The organism is Rhizobium aethiopicum, assembly GCF_014197535.1.
Taxonomy (GTDB): domain Bacteria; phylum Pseudomonadota; class Alphaproteobacteria; order Rhizobiales; family Rhizobiaceae; genus Rhizobium; species Rhizobium aethiopicum_A.
This window is the reverse complement of sequence record NZ_JACIFV010000009.1, coordinates 178,547-199,521: the sequence shown is the minus strand read 5'-3', so window position 1 is coordinate 199,521 and position 20,975 is coordinate 178,547. Positions and strand designations below refer to the sequence as shown.

At 61.9% G+C, this 20,975-nt stretch carries 16 protein-coding genes; 6 read left to right on the top strand and 10 right to left on the bottom strand.

Annotated elements, in window-relative coordinates:
- Positions 1 to 186 precede the first annotated feature (186 nt).
- The 3 genes from GGD53_RS15380 to GGD53_RS15370 all read right to left on the bottom strand — a co-directional run bounded on the left by GGD53_RS15380 (position 187) and on the right by GGD53_RS15370 (position 4,502).
- Complete coding sequence (locus GGD53_RS15380; protein WP_184457351.1) at positions 187 to 2,718, bottom strand: methyl-accepting chemotaxis protein; 2,532 nt, start codon at positions 2,716 to 2,718, stop codon at positions 187 to 189.
- A gap of 313 nt (positions 2,719 to 3,031) precedes the next feature.
- Complete coding sequence (locus tag GGD53_RS15375) at positions 3,032 to 3,175, bottom strand: hypothetical protein (RefSeq protein ID WP_184457349.1); 144 nt, start codon at positions 3,173 to 3,175, stop codon at positions 3,032 to 3,034.
- Between the two features lie 145 nt (positions 3,176 to 3,320).
- A complete protein-coding gene (locus GGD53_RS15370) occupies positions 3,321 to 4,502 on the bottom strand; it encodes an NAD(P)/FAD-dependent oxidoreductase (protein ID WP_184457345.1) in 1,182 nt (393 codons plus the stop codon).
- 125 nt (positions 4,503 to 4,627) lie between these two features.
- On the opposite strand from GGD53_RS15370, the gene GGD53_RS15365 reads away from it, so the two are divergent.
- From GGD53_RS15365 to edd, 5 genes are all read left to right on the top strand, one after another.
- Positions 4,628 to 6,064: a glutamine synthetase family protein gene (locus GGD53_RS15365; RefSeq protein WP_085776992.1), complete on the top strand. Its 1,437-nt coding sequence runs from the start codon at positions 4,628 to 4,630 to the stop codon at positions 6,062 to 6,064.
- 8 nt (positions 6,065 to 6,072) lie between these two features.
- On the top strand, positions 6,073 to 7,368 hold the full coding sequence (locus GGD53_RS15360; protein WP_184457342.1) for an NAD(P)/FAD-dependent oxidoreductase: 1,296 nt from the start codon (positions 6,073 to 6,075) through the stop codon (positions 7,366 to 7,368).
- Positions 7,369 to 7,502: 134 nt separating this feature from the next.
- Positions 7,503 to 8,978 carry a glucose-6-phosphate dehydrogenase gene (gene zwf / locus GGD53_RS15355; RefSeq protein WP_184457340.1) on the top strand — a complete coding sequence of 492 codons (1,476 nt, stop codon included), beginning with the start codon at positions 7,503 to 7,505 and terminating at the stop codon, positions 8,976 to 8,978.
- Between the two features lie 10 nt (positions 8,979 to 8,988).
- Entirely contained in the window at positions 8,989 to 9,687 is a 699-nt protein-coding gene (pgl, locus tag GGD53_RS15350; RefSeq protein ID WP_184457338.1) for a 6-phosphogluconolactonase, read from the top strand.
- A 95-nt stretch (positions 9,688 to 9,782) separates the two neighbouring features.
- Complete coding sequence (edd, locus tag GGD53_RS15345) at positions 9,783 to 11,603, top strand: phosphogluconate dehydratase (protein WP_184457336.1); 1,821 nt, start codon at positions 9,783 to 9,785, stop codon at positions 11,601 to 11,603.
- Between the two features lie 85 nt (positions 11,604 to 11,688).
- Here edd and GGD53_RS15340 read toward each other — a convergent pair whose 3' ends face one another.
- From GGD53_RS15340 to GGD53_RS15315, 6 genes are all read right to left on the bottom strand, one after another.
- On the bottom strand, positions 11,689 to 12,042 hold the full coding sequence (locus tag GGD53_RS15340) for a hypothetical protein (protein WP_020920408.1): 354 nt from the start codon (positions 12,040 to 12,042) through the stop codon (positions 11,689 to 11,691).
- A gap of 175 nt (positions 12,043 to 12,217) precedes the next feature.
- Entirely contained in the window at positions 12,218 to 13,306 is a 1,089-nt protein-coding gene (locus GGD53_RS15335) for an ABC transporter ATP-binding protein (RefSeq protein ID WP_184457334.1), read from the bottom strand.
- A gap of 21 nt (positions 13,307 to 13,327) precedes the next feature.
- Positions 13,328 to 14,980: an alpha-glucosidase gene (locus tag GGD53_RS15330; RefSeq protein ID WP_184457332.1), complete on the bottom strand. Its 1,653-nt coding sequence runs from the start codon at positions 14,978 to 14,980 to the stop codon at positions 13,328 to 13,330.
- A 33-nt stretch (positions 14,981 to 15,013) separates the two neighbouring features.
- Positions 15,014 to 16,177: a carbohydrate ABC transporter permease gene (locus tag GGD53_RS15325; protein WP_184457330.1), complete on the bottom strand. Its 1,164-nt coding sequence runs from the start codon at positions 16,175 to 16,177 to the stop codon at positions 15,014 to 15,016.
- A gap of 1 nt (position 16,178) precedes the next feature.
- Positions 16,179 to 17,192 (bottom strand): carbohydrate ABC transporter permease, encoded by a 1,014-nt coding sequence (locus GGD53_RS15320; protein WP_184457328.1) that lies wholly within the window; start codon positions 17,190 to 17,192, stop codon positions 16,179 to 16,181.
- A 185-nt stretch (positions 17,193 to 17,377) separates the two neighbouring features.
- On the bottom strand, positions 17,378 to 18,739 hold the full coding sequence (locus tag GGD53_RS15315) for an ABC transporter substrate-binding protein (protein WP_184457326.1): 1,362 nt from the start codon (positions 18,737 to 18,739) through the stop codon (positions 17,378 to 17,380).
- A gap of 297 nt (positions 18,740 to 19,036) precedes the next feature.
- Here GGD53_RS15315 and GGD53_RS15310 point away from each other — a divergent pair, with 297 nt between their 5' ends.
- Positions 19,037 to 20,065, top strand: a complete 1,029-nt coding sequence (locus tag GGD53_RS15310; protein WP_184457324.1) for a substrate-binding domain-containing protein — start codon at positions 19,037 to 19,039, stop codon at positions 20,063 to 20,065.
- Here GGD53_RS15310 and folD read toward each other — a convergent pair whose 3' ends face one another.
- A complete protein-coding gene (gene folD, locus GGD53_RS15305; protein ID WP_184457322.1) occupies positions 20,066 to 20,965 on the bottom strand; it encodes a bifunctional methylenetetrahydrofolate dehydrogenase/methenyltetrahydrofolate cyclohydrolase FolD in 900 nt (299 codons plus the stop codon).
- Positions 20,966 to 20,975 lie beyond the last annotated feature (10 nt).

Sequence of the window (20,975 nt, the reverse complement as noted above, 5' to 3'; positions counted from 1 at the left end):
ATCGGCCCGCAGGTTCGATCCACGCTTCCTCCCCACGCTCGGTCGCCCTTGCAAAGTTGCGCTTCTCTTCGCTCGCCATGACCAGCTTACGGTGGACTTGCACCCACAAGAGTGCGCCCATGCTGGGCGCACAATGCAAACGGCCCAGGGTAGCCGGGGCCGTTCCAATGGATAGATCGTGTCTGATCAAGCGGCGCGGTAGACCTGCGCTTCGGCCGCCTCGCCGTGGATCTTGAACTGCTGGATGAGGTGGCGCAGCGCGTCGGCCTCGTCGGCCAGTTCGCGGCTGGCAGCCGTCGTCTCCTCGACCATGGCGGCGTTCTTCTGCGTCATCTGGTCCATCTGATTGACCGTCGAGTTGACGCTCTGCAGCGCGTTGGACTGGTCGTGGCTGGCGCGGGCGATCATCTCGACATGCTGGCTGATCGTGACGATCTGGGCGCTGATCTTCGCAAGCACCGTGCCGGTTTCCTGGACGAATTGCGAGCCGGAACTGACCTCGTTGGTCGACTTGTTGATCAGACCCTTGATCTCCTGCGCGGCGGCGGCGGAGCGCTGGGCAAGTTCGCGGACTTCCATGGCGACGACCGCAAAGCCCTTGCCGGCCTCCCCGGCGCGCGCCGCTTCGATGCCGGCGTTGAGCGCCAGCAAATTGGTCTGGAAGGCAATCTCGTCGATGACGCCAATGATCTGCTCGATCTGACGCGAGGCTTCCTCGATGCGGCCCATGGCGTCGATCGCATTGCTGACGACGACGGCGGAATCGTCGGCGCTGCGCTTGGCCTGGCGGACGATCTGGTCGGCATCCTTGGCGCGTTCGGCCGACGAGCGGACCGTGACGGTGATCTGATCGACGGCAGCCGCGGTCTCTTCGAGCGAGGCGGCCTGCTGTTCCGTGCGCTTGGAGAGATCCTCGGCCGACCGGGCCATCTGATTGCCGTTGCCCTGGATCAACTCGACGTTGTCGCGGATCTGGCTCATCGTCGCCTGCAGGCGCAGCATCGAACCGTTGAAATCCTGACGCAGCTGTTCGAGACGGCCGATGAAGGGCGTTTCGATCGTCGTCGAGATATCGCCCTGCGACATGCGCTCGAGGCCGGCCGCAAGCGCGTTGACCGCGAATTCGATCTGGCGGTCCATCTCGCGCTTTTCGGCATCGTTGCGCTGGCGCTCGTGTTCGGCGGCAGCGCGCTCCTCATCGCTCTGTTCCTCGATGCGGATCTTCGAGATGGCATTTTCCTTGAAGATACCGAGTGCCCGGGCCATGTCGCCGATTTCGTCGTAGCGCTGCTCGCCTGTTATGCTGGTATCCAGCGCGCCTTCGGCGATGCGGCGCATGGCGCCGGTGATCTGGCTGATCGGCCGCTGCAGCGTCAGCACCAGGGCGATGCCGCCGAGGATCGACAGAAGGATGCCGAGGCCGGTGGTCATGACGGAGATGCTGTTTGCCTGGGTGCGCTCGGTGCCGGCCGTCTGCTTCTGCAGTTCGGCGAAATCGGTGAGCTTCTTCCAGATCTCGTCGAGTTCCTGTCGCGCCGCGGCATAGGCCGTCACGCGCTCGCCGATCGTATCGACTATCTTCGAACCGCCGCCGGCAATGGCGTCGAGCGCCGGCTTGATCGCGTCCGATATGCCTTCGGCAAAGCCCATACCCTTGGCGCTGGTGGTCAGCACCTCCATGTCCTTGCCGAGCGTGCCGGTCTGCTGCTGCAGACGGACGAGGTTTTCCTTGCTTGAATTGGCGAGGAAATCGGAAAGGACGATCTGCAAGGCATAGACGGAATTTTCGAGACGCCGCGTATCCTGAAGGACGGAATTGGTCTGGGCGATGCGGCCTTCGAGTTCGGCGAAGCGCTGTGTTGCCTCACGCATCTTCTGCGTCGCGGTCAGCTGCGTATAGGTCGAGGTCTGCCGGAAGCGCGACACGAGACGACCGAGCTCGGTGATGTTTTCCTCCGTCGGGCTCGGCATCTCGGCGATCTGCTTGATGCTGTCGATCGTCGTAGCCAGCGAGTCGATGACGTTCTTCTGGTTGGTCGGAACCGAAATGGCGATCAGCCGCTGGGACTTCATGATCTCCGGCAGCTGTTCCTTGATGTAGGCGATCTTTTCCTCAGGCGCCTGCGGCTTGCTGTAACCGCTGGCGACGCTGCCGAGGAAATCGCCGCCCTTCAGCAGACGGTCGGCCGTGCGCAGCGTGATGGTGGCGGCACCTTCGTCGCGCTGAAGCGCGGTCTGCAGCTCATCGGCCTGATAGGAGACCGTGAAGCGGGTGCTGATCAGGCTCTTCTGCGCCGCGTCGATCTGCTCGTGCAGCTTCTGCTCCTGCTCGTGCAGCGTCCAGAGCTTGTCGACGACGCCCGAAATATCCTTGGTGCGGCGCGATGCCTCGGCAAGGCTGTCGCGGCCGGCGGCCTCTTCTCCGACCTGATCCAGCGTCTGGTCGAGCACGCCCTGCTGGGTCTTCAGATCCGACAGCAGCTTGTCGCGCGCCTGCGGGCTCGTGATGCGCAGGAAATCGTCCATCGAACCGTAGAGATCCTTGAACCCGCTCAGCGACTGCAGCACGCTGTTGGATATTTCCATGCGGCCCTGGAGAAGCCCGGATGCGTAAAGGCCGGTCAAGCCCACCGCCGAAATGGTGACGACAAAGGGCAGAACGAAGATCAAAACCTTGGTCTTGATCCTGAAACGGGAAAGAATCTTGTCAATCAACATGGCGTTCCGGGCCTTTCATACACTACTCCTCCCGCGGGCAGCCATAAGGGGCGCCAGCCGAGTGCACATCGAATTATTCTATTTCCATCGGGGAACCTGGAGGCCAGGCGGCAGTCATTGCCGGTTCATGTTCCAAGCAGACTTGGAAACGCCCAAATAATCGCGGCGATTGTGTCAGATTAGATATTAATTTTCAGATAAGCGGTAATGGTGACTTAAGCCAAGATGGTGAAATAATTGCAAATTATACGCCGCGCGGCCGCAGTGCCGCGATCGGGAGCGGGCAAGTTTGCTTTCAGACGGGCGGGCAGGATCAGATGAGGTGGGCGAGCAGCAGCGCCAGGCTGGCGGCGGTCGCGCCGGCTGCGAGCATCAGGTATCGCAGGGTGGCCGTGCCGGCGTCGGGTTTTGCCTGGGCGATTGCGATGGCGCGGGCGCGTCGTGCGTTTCTGTTCATGCTCGAAACCTCACTCTTGTGACACAACAGTCCAACAAAAAGGCCTGCCGGTAAAGCTTAATTTGGGGAAAGCTTTCAGAGCCGGCAATTGAGACAGGATGGCGCACCTCTCTTAAGAAGTCTTGAATCGTTATGCCGGATGTTTCTATGCGTATTCGCCGGCGGCAAAACCGGAGGCCCATGCCCATTGGAAATTATAGCCGCCGAGCCAGCCGGTGACGTCGACGCATTCACCGACGAAATAAAGGCCGGGAACGGTCTTTGTTTCCATGCTGCGGGAATCGAGCGCCGCCGTGTCGATGCCGCCGAGCGTCACTTCGGCGGTGCGGTAGCCTTCCGAGCCGGACGGTTTGACGATCCAGTTCTGGGCGCTGGCGGCCAGCCGCTGCAGCGCCTTGTCGGGCAGATCGGCCATATTGCCGGCGATCCTTTCCCGCTCGACGAGAAACTGGGCCAGCCGCTTCGGCAGGATATCGCCGAGAGCTGTCTGGGCCGACTGGCGGCCATTCAGCTGCTTTGCCGTCTTCAAATGCGCTGATATCTCGACATCCGGTTCGACCGCAACGACGATTTCATCTCCCTCCCGCCAGTAAGACGAGATCTGCAGGATGGCGGGACCGCTTAAACCCCGATGGGTAAACAGCAGCGCTTCGCGGAAAGCGGTCTTACCATGGCGGATTTCGGCCGGGGCGGAAATGCCAGCGAGCGGGGCGACGGTCTCGAGCAGGCCGGGATCCAGCGTCAGCGGCACGAGACCTGGGCGGGTTTCAAGCACGGCCAGGCCGAACTGCTCGGCGAGGCGATAGGCAAAGCCGGTGGCGCCCATCTTCGGGATCGATTTGCCGCCGGTCGCCACAATGAGAGAGGATGCCTCGAAGACGCCTTCGCCCGTGGAGACGCGGAAGCCAGCCTCCCTCCTGTCGACACCCGATATTTCGGTGCCGAGATGCAGGCCCGCGCCGACCGCGCGCATCTCGTCCAGCAGCATGCGGATGATGTCCTTGGCACTGTCGTCGCAGAAAAGCTGGCCGAGCGCCTTTTCATGCCAGGCAATGCCGTGGCGGTCGACCATGGCGATGAAATCGGCGGGCGTGAAACGGGCAAGCGCCGACTTGCAGAAATGCGGATTGGCGGAAAGGAAATTCTTCGGTTCGGCATGGATATTGGTGAAATTACAGCGGCCGCCGCCCGATATGCGGATCTTTTCGCCAGGCGCCTTCGCGTGGTCGATGACCACGACCGAGCGGCCGCGTTTGCCCGCGCGAATGGCCGCCATCATGCCGGCGGCTCCGGCGCCGATGACGATGACGTCGCTCTTGTGCTGCAAACTCTTTTCCCCGATCCAACCGGCGTCTTCTTTTCCATCAAGGGGCGAAAGTCAACGTTCTCAACCCCTCGCCAATTGGCAAACTCCGGCTATGATGGCGTCACGATCAACCAAACCGGTGTGTCATGTCCCCAAAAAAGACGACGCTGAAGCCTGCCAGAAACGTACCCGCCTCGACCAAAACACCTCCGGACCCCGGATCCCTGCGCGGCGTTGCGAACTGGAAGGAAGCAGCGCAGTGGCTGAGGGCCAGGGGCATCGAAGACATCGAATGCATCACGCCGGACCTTGCCGGCGTTCCGCGCGGCAAGATGATGCCGAGTTCCAAATTCACCTCCAACACCTCGCTGGCCCTGCCTTCGGCGATCTACCGGCATACGATTTCGGGCGAGTATCCGGAGGAGACGGAGAGCTTCCGTTACGAGCCGCGCGACAGCGACCTGAAGCTGATGCCGGATCTTTCGACGCTGTCGGTCGTGCCCTGGGAAACCGACCCGACGGCGCAGGTGATCTGTGACATCGTCGATTCGGACGGGGGCGAAGTGCCCTATACGCCACGCAACGTCTTGAAGCGGATCATGAGCCTCTATCATGATCGCGGCTGGAAACCGATCGTGGCGCCGGAGATCGAGTTCTACCTCGTCGCCAAGAATGACGACCCCGACTATCCGCTGCATCCGCCGAAAGGCCGCTCCGGCCGCTCGATCCTCGGCGGCCAGGGCTATTCGATCGCCGGCATCAACGAATTCGACGAACTGATCGACGACATCTATCATTTCTCGGAGAAGCAGGGGCTGGAGATCGATACGCTGATCCACGAAGAGGGACCGGCGCAACTCGAGATCAACCTGCGCCACGGCAATCCGATCGAGCTTGCCGACCAGGTGTTCCTGTTCAAGCGCACGATCCGCGAAGCGGCGCTGAAGCACGACATCTACGCGACCTTCATGGCCAAGCCGATGCAGGGCCAACCAGGGTCGGCGATGCATATCCACCAGTCGGTGGTCAATGTCGAGACGGGCAGGAACGTCTTCTCCAATGCGGACGGATCGGCGTCGAAGGAATTCTTCCATTTCATCGGCGGGATGCAGAAATTCGTGCCGAGCGCGATGGCGATGCTGGCGCCCTATGTGAATTCCTACCGCCGCCTGCAGCCCGACATGTCCTGCCCGGTCAACAACGCCTGGGGCTACGACAACCGGACGACCGCCTTCCGCGTTCCGGTTTCCGATCCGCAGGCGCGACGGGTGGAAAATCGGCTGCCGAGCTCGGATGCCAATCCCTATCTGGCGCTCGCCGCCTCGCTCGCCGCCGGCCTGCTCGGCATCATGAGGCAGATCGAGCCGACGGCGCCGACCGAGGATTCGGCCAATGAGGGCTCGATCGACCTGCCGCGCGGCCTGCTGGAAGCCGTGGCGCTGATGGAGGACGAGCCCGCCTTCGAAGAGGTGTTCGGCAAGCAGTTCATCGGCCTTTACGCCGGCGTCAAGCGCGGTGAGTTCGAGACCTTCATGCAGGTGATCAGTCCCTGGGAGCGGGAGTTTCTTCTGCTCAACGTGTGAGCGATATCATGGCATCGCAAGAGATGTGGCAGAGCCCGATTGCGCCCGGGCTATCCTGGTATCAGGCAAGCGTCGGGGAGCGGCCGACCTACGCCGCTCTCGACGGCTCGAGAACATGCGACGTCGCCATTGTCGGCGGTGGCTATACCGGCCTGCAGGCCGCCTATCATCTCGCCAAATCAGGTGTTTCCGTCGTGCTGATCGAGGCCTGGCGCTTCGGCGATGGAGCGTCCGGGCGCAATGGCGGCCAGCTCGGCACCGGCCAGCGATGGTGGCCGGAAGAGCTTGAGGAAAAGATCGGCTATGAACGCTCGAAAGCGCTGTTCGATGTTGCCGAGGCGGCCAAGCGCCATCTTCTCGATTTCGCCCGGGAACATCAGATCGAGATCGATTATGTGCCCGGTCAGCTCAACGTCGCGCACAAGGCAAGCTACGAACGCGACTATCGTGAGAATGCCGAAATCGCCGCTGAGCGTTACGGCTATCCGCATTTGAGCTTCATGGATGAGAAGGAAACGCAGGAGCGGCTCGGCTCGAAGCGTTTCCGCTGCGGCGTGCGCGATGTCGGCACCGGCCATATTCATCCGCTGAAGCTGCTGATCGGGCTGGCGCGGGTGGCCGCAAATGCCGGCGCTTCCATCTTCGAGATGACCCCGGCAAAGGCGATCCGCCAAAGCGGTGGCAAGGTGACGATTGAAACCGAAAAGGGCACGATCACCTCCGACCGGGCGCTGATCGCCTGCAACGGCCATATCGGCAGCCTGGAGCCGGTGACGGCAAGCCATGTCATGCCGATCCGCTCCTTCATCGGCGCCACGGTTCCGCTCGACGGCTATCCCGGTGTGCTGCCGGGCGGCGAGGCCGTCGCCGATTCGCGCTTCGTCGTGCGCTATTTCCGTAAATTCGAGGGCCGCCTGCTGTTCGGTGGGCGCGAGGCCTATACCGCCGACAATCCGCGGGACATTTCGCAGCATATCCGCCGGCAGATCGGCGAAATCTATCCCGACCTAAAAGACATCGAGATCACCCACGCCTGGGGCGGCAGCGTCGGCATCACCATGCCGCGCCAGCTTTTTGTGCGCGAGGTGATGCCCGGCGTCACATCGATCGGCGGTTATTCCGGCCATGGCGTCATGCTGTCAAACTACTGTGGCAAGCTCTATGCGGAAACGGTGCTTGGCAAATCCGGCGATCTCGATCTGTTCAAATCGCTCGATATTCCCGCCTTTCCCGGCGGAGCCCGGATGCGGGCGCCATTGCTTTTCCTCGCCTTGTCGTGGTTTGCGCTTCGCGACAAGTTTTAGTCCGATTGCGGATTTCCTCTTCCGGCAATTCGCTCTAAAACCGGTGCCTGACAGATTCATTGCACTGCACACTGGCTTTTTTAAATCGATTAGATTAAAAGGGCCACCAACCAGCCTGATTGAGAGACAAGCTCATGAGCAGCCAGATCATTCCCGTTGAGCCTTTTGATTACGTCGTCTTCGGCGGCAGCGGCGACCTTGCCGAACGCAAGCTTCTGCCCGCGCTCTATCATCGTCAGATCGAGGGTCAGTTCTCGGAACCGACCCGTATCATCGGCGCCTCGCGCAGCCCGCTTTCGCATGAGGAATATCGCAAGTTCGCCAAGGATGCGCTGACGGAGCACCTGAAGAAAGGCGAATACGACGACGCAGAAGTCGAGAAGTTCTGTGCCCGCCTTTACTACGTTTCGGTCGACGCCCGCACGGACACGGGCTGGGATCAGCTGAAGAAACTGCTCGACGAAAGCAAGGACCGGGTGCGCGCCTTCTATCTGGCGGTAGCACCCGGCATCTTCGGCGACATTTCGCAGAAGATCCACGATCACAAGCTGATCACCAGGTCGACCCGCATCGTCGTCGAAAAGCCGATCGGCCGCGACCTCGCCTCGGCGCTGCAGCTCAACGACACGATCGGCCGCGCCTTCAAGGAAGAGCAGATCTTTCGCATCGACCACTATCTCGGCAAGGAGACGGTGCAGAACCTGATGGCGCTGCGTTTTGCCAATGCGCTTTACGAGCCGCTGTGGAACGCCAACTATATCGATCATGTGCAGATCACCGTGGCGGAGTCGGTCGGCCTGGAAGGCCGCGCCGGCTATTACGACACAGCCGGCGCGCTGCGCGACATGGTACAGAACCACATTCTGCAGCTGCTCTGCCTGACGGCGATGGAAGTACCCTCGTCGATGGATTCGGAAGCCGTTCGCGACGAGAAGCTGAAGGTGCTGCGCGCCCTGAAGCCGCTCGATGCCTCCAATGTCGAGCAGGCGACGGTGCGCGGCCAGTATCGCGCCGGCGCTTCGGGCAGCGGCCCGGTCAAGGGTTATCTCGAAGAGCTGGAAGGCGGCGTCTCGAACACCGAGACTTTCGTCGCCATCAAGGCCGAGATCAATAACTGGCGCTGGGCGGGCGTTCCCTTCTATATCAGAACCGGCAAGCGGCTGACCGGACGCATGTCCGAGATCGTCATCACCTTCAAGCCGATCCCGCACGCGATCTTCGACCAGGCGGCCGGACGCATCGTCGCCAACCAGCTGATCATCCGGCTGCAGCCGGATGAGGGCGTCAAGCAGTCGCTGATGATCAAGGATCCGGGTCCGGGCGGCATGCGGCTGCGCAACGTCTCGCTCGACATGAGCTTCGCCCAGGCCTTCAACGTCCGCAATCCAGACGCCTACGAGCGTCTGCTGATGGACGTGATCCGCTCCAACCAGACCCTGTTCATGCGCCGCGACGAAGTCGAAGCCGCATGGAAATGGGTGGACCCGATCCTGAAAGGTTGGGAAACGACCGGCCAACAGGTGCAGGGCTATACGGCCGGCACCTGGGGCCCGAGCCAGGCCATCGCGCTGATCGAGCGCGACGGCCGCACCTGGCATGACGACATCTAGGACGACATCGATGGCATCGACCCTGCATTCCTTCGCCAGTGCCGCAGACCTCGCTGGCAGCCTCGCCGACACGGTCGCCGATACGCTTTCGGCGGCAATCGCCGCTCGCGGTGCGGCGTCCATCGCCGTTTCCGGCGGTTCGACGCCGAAGGCCTTCTTCCAGGCGCTTTCGACGCGCGACATTGCCTGGGACAAGGTAACGATCACGCTGGTGGACGAACGTTTCGTTCCGGCGGATAATGCCCGCTCGAACCATCTGCTGGTCGATGCCAATCTCTTGCAGGACAAGGCGAAGGCGGCGCGTTTCGTGCCGCTTTACCAGCCGGCATCCTCCGTCGCGGAGGCGGCAAGGCTTGCGACGGAAAAGAGCGCCGAAATCGGCATACCCTTCGATGTCGTCATCCTCGGTATGGGCGGCGACGGCCACACCGCCTCGTTCTTTCCCGGCGGCAGCAATCTTGCCCGGGCGCTCGACGCGTCGACGCCACGCAGCGTCATCACCATGGAGGCGCAAGGAGCCGGCGAGCCGCGCCTGACCTTTACCTTCTCCAGTCTTCAGGATGCCGCTCTCCTGGTTCTCCATATCGAGGGCGAAGGCAAAAAAGACGTTCTCGCCAAGGCGGAAGGCAGCGGTGACGAGGCAGAAATGCCGATCCGCGCCGTTCTGCGCCGGGCCACTTCCCCGGTCGAGATCTACTGGGCTCCCTGATCGGCCCCAGACCCGGATCAGAAGACCCGGATCCGGATGTCAGGCCGGAGCCGCCGAAAGAGATAGAGATACAACGAACAAGGCAGGGATTTTCCATGTCCGCTCACGCACGCATTTCTGCGATCACCGATCGCATCGTCGAACGCTCGAAGCCGACCCGCGAGCGCTACCTGGAACGCCTGCGCGCCGCCGCTTCCGAGGGCGTGCAGCGTTCGGTGCTCGGCTGCGCCAACCTCGCCCACGGCTTCGCGATCTGTTCCCCCGCCGAAAAGGACGCGCTCGCCGGCGACCGTATCCCCAATCTCGGCATCATCACCGCCTATAACGACATGCTCTCGGCCCACCAGCCGTTCGAGACCTATCCTGGTATCATCCGTGAGGCGGCGGCCGAGGCAGGCGGTGTCGCCCAGGTGGCCGGCGGCGTGCCCGCCATGTGCGACGGCGTCACCCAGGGACAGCCGGGCATGGAGCTGTCGCTGTTCTCGCGTGACCTGATCGCCATGGCGGCAGGTGTCGGCCTGTCGCACAATATGTTCGATGCCGCCCTCTTCCTCGGCGTCTGCGACAAGATCGTGCCGGGCCTCGTCATCGCCGCGCTGTCCTTCGGCCACTTGCCGTCGATCTTCGTTCCGGCGGGGCCGATGACGACGGGCCTGCCGAACGACGAGAAGTCGCGCGTGCGCCAGCTCTTCGCCGAGGGCAAGGTCGGGCGCGCCGAACTCCTGGAGGCGGAATCGAAATCCTATCATGGTCCCGGCACCTGCACCTTCTACGGCACGGCCAACTCCAACCAGATGCTGATGGAGATCATGGGCTTCCACATGCCGGGCTCCTCCTTCATCAATCCCGGCACACCGCTGCGCGAAGCGCTGACGCGCGAAGCCGCCAAGCGAGCCTTAGCGATCACCGCACTCGGCAACGAATTCACGCCGGCCGGCGAGATGATCGACGAGCGCTCGATCGTCAACGGCGTCGTCGGCCTGCATGCGACCGGCGGGTCGACCAACCACACGCTGCACCTCGTCGCCATGGCGCGGGCAGCCGGGATCCAACTCACCTGGCAGGACATTGCCGAGCTTTCGGAAATCGTGCCGCTGCTTGCCCGCGTCTATCCGAACGGGCTTGCCGACGTGAACCATTTCCAGGCGGCCGGCGGCATGGGCTTCCTCATCAAGGAACTGCTGAAGCACGGGCTAGTGCATGACGACGTTCGCACCGTCTTCGGCCAGGGCCTTGAAGCCTATACGGTCGATGCCCGGCTCGGCGAGAACCACACGGTGCTGCGCGAACCGTCGCCCGATAAGAGCCACGATCCGAAGGTGCTTTCCAGCATCGAGACGCCTTTCCAGGCGAATGGGGGGCTGAAGATGCTACGCGGCAATCTCGGCAAGGCGGTCATCAAGATCTCGGCCGTCAAGGCGGAGCGCCATATCATCGAGGCGCCGGCGATCGTCTTTCACAGCCAGCAGGAACTGCAGGACGCCTTCAAAGAAGGCAAGCTCAACCGCGATTTCGTCGCCGTCGTGCGCTTCCAGGGTCCGAAGGCGAACGGCATGCCGGAGCTGCACAAGCTGACACCGCCGCTCGGCGTGCTGCAGGACCGTGGCTTCCGCGTGGCGCTCCTGACCGACGGGCGCATGTCCGGCGCATCCGGCAAGGTGCCGGCGGCGATCCATGTCACGCCGGAAGCAGTCGATGGCGGCCCGATCGCCCGCATCCGGGACGGCGACATCATTCGCCTCGACGCGATCAAGGGCACGCTCGAAGTGCTGGTCGACGCAGCCGACATGGCCGAGCGCGAGCCGGTGAGCATCGATCTCTCCGACAATGAATTCGGCATGGGCCGTGAACTCTTCGCGCCGTTCCGGCGTGCCGTCGGCGCTTCCGATCAGGGCGCGAGCGTGCTCTTCCACTGAGCATGATCAGGTGCGGATAAGCAAAAACCCGCGGGGCGCCTGAAGCGTCCCGCGGGTTTTTCTATGACCGGTCCGAAACTGCCCGTCAGGCGCGGATATCGAGGACGTAATCCTTGTGCGCGGGGTGCGTGCTGTAGACGAAGATCTTATTCAGCTCCTTCTGCGTCAGCAGGCGCAGGAAGCGAACCTCGATCGTATTGTTGGCGTTGACCTTCATCAGCAGGCAGCCGACCTTGGTGATGCGGGCATCGGGAATATCCAGATAGAACTGCTTCGGCAGGCTGAACTGGGTCAGGATTGCGAGAGTAGCGCTGCTCATCGAGATACGGACAATATCGCAGCGGCGCGAAGCCGCGTGCATGACGCCCTTTTCCGTATATTCGATGCGCGCGGCATTCATTGTGTCCTCCATTTTGAACCGCGCCTCGCGGTCATACATGAAGGATTCTTCCTTGCTCAGGAAATGAGATCTTGGCTGTGACGGATTGGAAGCGGCCACCTGCTTATCCCCCTCATAAATCGACGAGGAAAAGGTAGCAGCCGATCTTTAACAGAAAGTGAGAATTCGGCTGCCTCCGCACAATTTCTGGTATTATCCCCCAAAAAAGGCTGCCTCATTTCCGATAGGTGTGGCCGCTCGCATCAAAGAGATGCAGCTTCAGCCTGTCGGCGGCAAATCGCATCCTCTGGCCCTTATGCACATCGTAGATGCCGGGCAGCTTGACGACGATCGGTTCGCCCGGAACCAGCCCCTCGATATAAAGCAGCGTCACTTCGCCGAGCGCTTCGACGATGGAGACCTCGCCTTCGAAAACATAGTCGGCGCCGTCGGCAATCCTCAGATCCTCGGGACGAACGCCGAAGCTTGCCTGCTTGCCCTTCTCGGAGGCATCGGTCGCCACATCCAATGTCACCGACATGCCGCCGGTCAGCGTCACGGCCGTCTGGCTGCCGGTCCCGGCGATCGTCGCGGGAATGATGTTCATCGCAGGCGAGCCGATGAATTTCGCGACGAAGAGGTTGGCTGGGCGTTCGTAGAGCTCCAGCGGCGCGCCGACCTGCTCGATATTGCCGGCCGACAGGACGACAATGCGGTCGGCGAGCGTCATCGCCTCGACCTGGTCGTGGGTGACGTAGATCATCGTAGTATCGGCCATCTGCTCGTTCAGCCGGGCAATTTCGATACGCGTGGCGACGCGCAGCGCTGCATCGAGGTTGGACAGCGGCTCGTCGAACAGGAAGACCTTGGGATCGCGGCAGATGGCGCGGCCGATCGCCACGCGCTGTCGCTGGCCGCCCGACAGCGCCTTCGGCAGGCGGTCGAGATATTGGGTCAGCTGCAGGCTCTCGGCCGCCGCGCGCACACGGCGGTCGATCTCCTGCTTGCTTTCGCCGGCGATCTTCATGCCGAAGGCCATGTTGTCGAAGACGGTCATGTGCGGATAAAGAGCATAGGACTGGAAGACCATGGCGATGCCGCGCTTGGAGGGCGGCACGTCATTGACGAGATGGCCGTCAATATACATCTCGCCGCCGGTAATCGCCTCGAGGCCGGCGATCATGCGCAGAAGCGTGGACTTGCCGCAGCCGGACGGACCGACGAAGACGATGAATTCGCCCTGCTTGATATCGAGGTCGATACCATGGAGAACATCCACGGAACCGTAGGATTTGCGGATGTCCTTCAGTGTCAGTCCAGTCATTTGTCACTCCCCTCCTGATCCTTAGGCGAGACGGGCGAAGTACGCCCCCCAGGCCGGAATATCGATCTTGTCGCCATAGTTGTTGCTGGTAAAGCCGTGTCCCGTCAACGCCTGCCATTCTCCGGCAGGCAGAGTGACGCTGGTTTCGGCCGCACTCATGTTGAAAATGCAGAGCAGCTTCTCATCGGCGTATTCGCGGGTGAAGACCAGGCTATCGCCCTCTGTCTCCTCGAATTCGATCTCACCCTTGGCAAAGGCCGGATGCAGCTTGCGGAAGGCAATGAAGCGGCGATAGTGCTCCAGCACCGAAGTCTCGTCGCCCTGCTGGACGTTGACCGCGCGCAGAATATGTTCGACCGGCACCGGCAGCCAGGGCTTGACCGTGGAGAAGCCGCCCTGGGCGACGTGGCTGTCCCAGACCATCGGCGTGCGGCAGCCATCACGGCCCTTGAACTCCGGCCAGAACTGAATGCCGTACGGATCTTGGAGATCCTGATAGGCGAGATCGGCTTCCGTCAAAGCAAGTTCCTCGCCCTGATAGAGGCAGACGGAACCGCGCAACGTCATCAGCAGCGAAGCATAGAGCTTGGCGAAAGCGTCGTGATCGGCGACCAGCCCGCCCCAGCGGCTGACGTGACGCATGACGTCGTGATTGGAAAAGGCCCAGCAGGCCCAGCCATCGGGGGCGGCGGCTTCGAAATCCTCCATCACCTCCTCGACGCGCTCCGGGGTCAGCGGATCGGGGGCAAGGAATTCGAAGGCATAACACATATGCATCTTGTCATTGCCGGAGGTATACTCGCCGACGATTTCGAGGCCGCGCTGGCTATCGCCCACCTCGCCGACGGCGGCGATGGCCGGGAACTCTTCGAGCACGGCGCGGAAGCGCTTCAGGAAGGCAAGGTTCTCCGGCCGGTTCTTGTCGTAGATATGCTCCTGAAAATTATAGGGATTGACCGCCGGCGCCGTCGACGCGTTGCGCCGTTCGGGTGCGAGCGCCGGATTGTCGCGCAAGAGCGGGTCGTGGAAATAGAAATTGATGGTGTCGAGGCGGAAGCCGTCGACGCCGCGGTTGAGCCAGAAGCGCACGACATCGAGCAGGCGGTCCTGCACTTCCGGGTTATGCAGGTTCATATCCGGCTGCGAGGTCAGGAAATTGTGCAGGTAATATTGCATGCGCGTTGGATCCCACGCCCATGCGGATCCGCCGAAGATCGACAGCCAGTTGTTCGGCGGCGAGCCATCCGGTTTGGCGTCGGCCCAGACATACCAATCAGCCTTGGCATTGGTCTTGCTGGAACGGCTCTGCACAAACCAGGGGTGCTGGTCCGAGCTGTGCGAGATGACGAGGTCGATCATCACACGGATGCCGAGGCGGTGGGCCTCTGATATCATCGTGTCGAAATCCACCAACGTGCCGAAGATCGAATCGACATTCTCGTAATCGGAAACGTCATAACCGAAATCGCGCATCGGCGACGTGAAGAAGGGCGAGATCCAGATCGCGTCGACGCCGAGGCTTGCCACATGCGGCAGGCGGGCGGTGATGCCCTTGAGGTCGCCGATGCCGTCGCCGTTCGAATCCTGGTAGGAGCGCGGATAGATCTGATAGATCACCGCGCCGCGCCACCAGTCCTTGTCGGCGGTCAAGATCGATTGGGAAGCCACGTTCATGAGATATCCTGTTCGTCACATTTCGGGGGATTGTCAGCCGCCCTTGACCGAGCCCGCCAGCAGACCACGCACCAGATAACGCTGCAGTCCGAAGAAGACGAGCAGCGGCACGACGATAGTCACGAAGGCCGACGCCGTCAAAATCTCCCAATTGCCGCCGCGCGAGCCGAGCAGCGCGTTCAGCCTGCCGGTCAGCACGAGATGATCCTGGTCGGTGCCGAGGAAGACCATGGCGACGAGCAGGTCGTTCCATACCCACAGGAACTGGAAAATGGCGAAGGAGGCGAGTGCCGGGAAGGACAAGGGCAAAACGATGCGAACGAAGATCTCGAAGTCGCTTGCGCCGTCGACGCGGGCGGATTCGATGATCTCCTTCGGCAGGCCGGCAATATAGGCCCGCAGGAGAAAGATGGCGAGCGGCATGCCGAAGGCGGTGTGCGCGAACCAGATACCGGGATAGGTCTTCGACGGCTGGCCGAGCATATTGCCGATCTCGTTGTAGAGGCGAAGCAGCGGGATGAGCGACATCTGCAGCGGCACGACGATGAGGCCGACGACGAGTGCAATCAGCAGCCCGCGGCCGGGAAACTCCATCCAGCTCAGAGCATAGGCGGCAAAAGCGGCAATCAGGATCGGGATGATCGTTGCCGGGATCGTCACCGTCAGCGAATTGATGAAGGACTGGCCGATGCCTTCGCCGGTCAGAACCGTATTGTAGTTCTGCATCGTGAATTCCGGCGGTGCAGAGACGGAGACATAGATGCGCCGCGGCCGCTCATCCGGCGAAAAGGCCGTGTTCTTCATGTAGCGATAGCTGCCGTCGCTGTTGATCTGCAGGCTCTCGCCATCGCCGAGATCGGCGGTCTCGCCGGCTTCGAAAGCAGCCGGCTGCTGCACGCGGTTGCCGAAGGCTTTTACCGAGCGGCCGGTCTGCCCTTCCAGCACATTGCCTGAGATGACGTAAGTCGCGCCTTCCTGCCGCTGCTGGTCCGGCGTGCCCAGGCGGACGGCGATGGTCTGGGTCGAGCCGGCAAAGGCCGTCCACCAGCCGGAGACGACGATCTGGTCCTTGTCGCGCAGCGCGCTGACGAAGATGCCGAGTGTCGGGATCAGCCAGATGATGACGATCAGCAGAACGGCAAGGTGAACGAAGAGACGGGCAGGGCCGATCTTGAAGTAGCTTCCGACAGCGGTCATCTCAATGGCCCTTCAGTTCGCGGTTGGCGCGGCGCACGTTCCAGATCATGATCGGCGTGACGGCGAGCATGATGATGATTGCGATGACGGCGCTTCGGCCGGAATCGCCGCCGCCGCGGAACAGCCAGTTGAACATCAGGTTTGCCAGCACCATCGTCTGCCACTGGCCGTTGGTCATGGTCAGCACGATGTCGAAGACCTTGAGGACGAGGATGGTGATCGTCGTCCAGACGACGGCGATGGTGCCCCAGACCTGCGGCACCATGATGCGCCAGAAGATCTGCCAGCCATTGGCGCCGTCGATGACGGCGGCCTCGATCGTCTCTTCCGGGATGCCGCGCAGCGCTGCCGACAGGATGACCATGGCGAAACCGGTCTGGATCCAGATCAGGATGATCATCAGGAAGAAATTGTTCCAGAAGGGAACCGAGATCCAGACTTCGGGCGTGCCGCCGAAGAGCTGGACGATGGCGTTCAACAGGCCGATCTGGACGTCGTTGCCGCCGCGATATTCATAGATGAATTTCCAGATGACCGAGGCGCCGACGAAGGAGATCGCCATCGGCATGAAGACGATGCTCTTGGCGATATTGCCCCACCAGATGCGGTCGGTCATCACCGCGATGACCAGGCCGAAGAAGGTGCAGGCGGCCGGCACGACGGCGAGCCAGAGGATGTTGTTGAAGATCGACTGGCGGAATTCGCGGTCGCCGATCGCCCATTTGTAATTGGCCACGCCGACGAATTGCTGGCCGGTGCGGTCGTAGAAGGAGAGAATGAAGGTGGCGACGACGGGGTAGACGAGATAGACGAAAAGCAGGAAGAGCGCCGGGCCGAGAAACAGCCATGGGCGGATCATCGCGCGCCGGTTGAGGTTGCGCGAGGCGGCGCGGATGTCGCCATCCTTCACCGGCAGAGCGAAATCCAGGATCTTGTTCGAAAAATAGAAATAGGCCGAGCACGCGACAACGGCGGCGACCACGACGCCCAAAGCGGACACTATCTGCAACAGCATTACGTCCCTCCCCTGCTTCCCCTGATCTTATTCCGGCCGGTTTTCATTCTGACGGGTCAAGGCCGGTCATCGTCAACATGTTTGCATTGCCCAATCACAATATATCCCGCGATGGCCGGGCTCTTCGCGAACCCGGCCAGTCACGCAAGCCATGTCGCCGGCAAGCCGGCGACATATCTGAACGATTACTTGATGCCGTCCCAGGCGCTCTGAATTTCGCCGGCAGCCTCTTCGGCAGACTTGCCGCCGACGAAATCGACCATGCCCGTCCAGAAGGCGCCGGCGCCGATCTTGCCCGGCATCAGGTCGGAACCGTCAAAGCGGAAGGTGGTGGCGGAGGTCAGGATCTCGCCTTCCTTCTTCATCTGCGGATTGGCATAGGCATCGGTGCTGACGCCCTTGTACGGCGTCAAGAAGCTCGACTGCGCCATCCAGACCTCGTGCGCGATCGGGGTCTTCAGGAAGTCGATGAAGGCACGGGCCGCCTTCGAATCCTTGGTGATCGAGACGAGCGTGCCGGCGCCGAGAACCGGCTTGCCGAGGTCGGCATGCGAGGCGTAGGTCGGCATGTAGAAGAAGTCGGCATCCTGGCCGAGCTTCGTGCCTTCAGGGAAGAAGGACGGGATGAACGAGGCCTGATGGTGCATGTAGCACTTCGGCGGAACGGCGAAGAGGCCCTTCGGGCTGTCGCGGAAATCGGTCGAAGCCACGGCCGCGACGCCGCCGTCGACATATTTCTCGTTCTTGGCAAACTTGCCGAACTCGTCGATCGCGGCAACGACGGCCGGATCTGTGAACTTCAGCTCGTTGGTCGTCCACTTGTCGTAGGCTTCCGGGGGCTGCATGCGCAGCATGATGTCCTCGACCCAGTCGGTCGCCGGCCAGCCGGTGGCGCCGCCGGAACCGAGACCGATGCACCAGGGAACGCCGCCGTCCTTGACGATCTGGTCGGTCAGGGCATGCAGTTCTTCCATTGTCGTCGGGATCTTGTAGCCGGCTTCCTCGAAGTTCTCCGGAACGTACCAGACGAGTGACTTGACGTCGGCCTTGTAAGGGAAGGCATAGAAGGCTTCCTTGCCGTCCTTGCCCTTGTAGGTGCCGTAACCGACCCAGCTGTCGCCGGCGCCGTAATTGTCCTTGATCCACTTGGAATTGTCGTCGCCGAGCGGCGTCAGGAAGCCCTTGCCGGCGAGATCGGCCAGAAGGCCCGGCTGCGGCAGAACGGCAATGTTCGGCGGCGAGCCCGCCTGCGTGTCGATGACGATCTGCTGTTCGTAATTTTCCGAAGAAGAGTATTTCGCATCGACGCCGGTCGCTTCGGTGAAATAGGCGAGAACGCTCCTGAAGAACGCCTCGTCCTCGCCGCGCCACGGCCCGAAGATCGTCAGCGGCTGCCCCTTCAGATCGGCGTGCGCGGCCTTGAATTCGTCATAGCTCTTCCAGTTGAACTTGGAATCCTGTCCCGGGGCAAATTTCAGATCGGCCGCGGACGCAGCACCGGCAAACAGCGCCGCAACGGCAACGCCCATCAAAAATGACTTTTTCATGTGATCAACCTCCCATCACAATCCCAACCGCGCCGAATTCCTTGCAAAAAGAAATCTCAAAGCGCTTTGACACCCAACTCATTTCACTTTCAGTGGAACGGAGTCAAGTCATTTCACGAAAATCCCCTATCATCCGGGGAATATCGCGGCGCAGCAGCGCCTACCGGGGAAATATGGAGCGATTTTTCTTGAGTCAAGCGCGCGAGATGATACATAATTAAAAGCGCTTTGGACGCCATTTGGAGGCGGGAGGCCTTTTAAAGCGGCCGACGGGCGGGCCGGGAGGAAGCATAGCAGGTGAATCTCAAACAGCTATCGGAATTGCTTGGGCTTTCGCAGACGACGGTAAGCCGGGCGCTCAACGGTTATCCCGAGGTCAACGAAGCCACCCGGGAGCGCGTGCTTCAGGCCGTCAAGGAAACCGGGTACCGGCCGAACAAGGCTGCCCAGCGGCTTGCCACCGGCAAGGCAGGCTCGATCGGCCTCGTCATGCCGACGGCGCCTGGCCATCAGTCCGACGTGCATTTCGGCGAATTTCTGGCCGGGCTCGGCGAGGAGGCCGTGCGTCACGATTTCCATTTCGTCATCATGCCGTCCGATCCGGATGACGAGGTGGCGGCGCTCCGGCGGCTTGCGATCAGCGGCAATGTCGACGCGCTGTTCATCGCCTATATGCGCGCTCACGACCCGCGGCTCGCCATGCTGAAATCGCTCTCCATGCCCTATGTCGTGCACGGCCGCTCCTTCGGCGCGGAGCTGGATTATCCCTATCTCGACATCGACAATGAAGGGGCCTTCTACGACGCGACGCGGCTCTTGCTGCAGCTCGGCCACACGCGTTTTGCCTTGATGAACGGGCCGATACATCTCGATTTCGCCATCCGCAGAAGGAACGGCGTCATCGCAGCCCTTGCCGAACGCGGCCTCACGCTCGAGGAGGACTGCATAAGCCACGCGCTGATGACAGACGAACAGGGCCTGCTGGCGATGGAACGGTTCCTGCAACTGCCGGAACGGCCGACGGCGATCCTCTGCTCCAGCACGGTGATGGCGCTCGGGGCGATCCGCGCGGTCAACCAGGCCGGATTGCGGCTCGGCGAGGATATTTCGCTGATCGCCCATGACGACGTGCTGCCGCTCCTGAAGCCGGAAAACTTCTCGGTGCCGCTGACGACGACACGCTCCTCGCTGCGGGCGGCGGGTGTGCGCATCGCCCAGCGGCTGATCGGCACGGTGAAACAGGCCGGCCCCTTCCCCGACCAGGAGCTCTGGAAAACCGAGCTGATCGTCAGGGCCTCGACCGGCCCTGCCCCGCAGCAAGCATAATCAGAACTGCGGCGGCGTCTGCCCTGCAGCGCGATGAGCGGCGATTACGGTGTTGGCCATCAGCATGGCGATGGTCATCGGCCCGACGCCGCCCGGAACCGGGGTAATGGTGCTGGCGACCTCGGAGACTTCGCGGAAGGCGACGTCGCCGACGAGCCGGGTCTTGCCCTCGCCCTTCTCAGGAGCCGGCACGCGGTTGATGCCGACGTCGATGACCGTCGCCCCTGGCTTCACCCAATCGGCCTTGACCATTTCCGGCCGGCCGACGGCAGCGACCAGAATATCGGCATTGCGGCAGACTTCGGCGAGGTTCTTGGTTCTGGAGTGAGCCATCGTCACCGTCGCATTGGCATTGAGCAGCAATTGCGCCATCGGCTTGCCGAACAGGTTGGAACGGCCGATGACGACAGCATTGAGCCCGGAGAGATCCTCGCCATGAGTGCGGCGGACGAAGACCATGGCGCCGGCCGGCGTGCAGGAGACCAGACCGGTCTTCAGGTCGCCGGTGGCAAGCTTGCCGGCATTGACGACGCTGAGGCCGTCGACATCCTTTTCCGGCAGGATCGACTGGATGATCGGTTCGCTGTTGAGCGGCTTCGGCAAGGGTAATTGCACCAGGATGCCGTGGATCGACGGATCGGCGTTGAGGGTGGCGACGAGGCCTGCCAGTTCCTCCTGCGTCGTCTCGGCCGGCAGCGTGTGCTGAACGGATTTGAAACCGCATTCCTTGGCCATGCGGCTCTTGGAGCCGACATAGGCGTGGCTTGCCGGATCGTCGCCGACGATGATGACGGCAAGGCCGGTGGTGACGCCGCTGCTCTTTTCCAGCGCCGCCGTCGCACTCTTGACCGTCTGAATTACCGATGCAGCTACGTTCTTGCCGTCGATTACTGTCGTCACGCGTCTCTCC

What these genes read in the sequence shown, in the direction of transcription:
- GGD53_RS15380 (WP_184457351.1), bottom strand. Translation starts at nt 2,718, where the DNA reads ATGTTGATTGACAAGATTCTTTCCCGTTTCAGGATCAAGACCAAGGTT.
- GGD53_RS15375 (WP_184457349.1), bottom strand. Translation starts at nt 3,175, where the DNA reads ATGAACAGAAACGCACGACGCGCCCGCGCCATCGCAATCGCCCAGGCA.
- GGD53_RS15365 (WP_085776992.1), top strand. Translation starts at nt 4,628, where the DNA reads ATGTCCCCAAAAAAGACGACGCTGAAGCCTGCCAGAAACGTACCCGCC.
- GGD53_RS15360 (WP_184457342.1), top strand. Translation starts at nt 6,073, where the DNA reads ATGGCATCGCAAGAGATGTGGCAGAGCCCGATTGCGCCCGGGCTATCC.
- zwf (WP_184457340.1), top strand. Translation starts at nt 7,503, where the DNA reads ATGAGCAGCCAGATCATTCCCGTTGAGCCTTTTGATTACGTCGTCTTC.
- pgl (WP_184457338.1), top strand. Translation starts at nt 8,989, where the DNA reads ATGGCATCGACCCTGCATTCCTTCGCCAGTGCCGCAGACCTCGCTGGC.
- edd (WP_184457336.1), top strand. Translation starts at nt 9,783, where the DNA reads ATGTCCGCTCACGCACGCATTTCTGCGATCACCGATCGCATCGTCGAA.
- GGD53_RS15340 (WP_020920408.1), bottom strand. Translation starts at nt 12,042, where the DNA reads ATGTATGACCGCGAGGCGCGGTTCAAAATGGAGGACACAATGAATGCC.
- GGD53_RS15335 (WP_184457334.1), bottom strand. Translation starts at nt 13,306, where the DNA reads ATGACTGGACTGACACTGAAGGACATCCGCAAATCCTACGGTTCCGTG.
- GGD53_RS15330 (WP_184457332.1), bottom strand. Translation starts at nt 14,980, where the DNA reads ATGAACGTGGCTTCCCAATCGATCTTGACCGCCGACAAGGACTGGTGG.
- GGD53_RS15325 (WP_184457330.1), bottom strand. Translation starts at nt 16,177, where the DNA reads ATGACCGCTGTCGGAAGCTACTTCAAGATCGGCCCTGCCCGTCTCTTC.
- GGD53_RS15320 (WP_184457328.1), bottom strand. Translation starts at nt 17,192, where the DNA reads ATGCTGTTGCAGATAGTGTCCGCTTTGGGCGTCGTGGTCGCCGCCGTT.
- GGD53_RS15315 (WP_184457326.1), bottom strand. Translation starts at nt 18,739, where the DNA reads ATGAAAAAGTCATTTTTGATGGGCGTTGCCGTTGCGGCGCTGTTTGCC.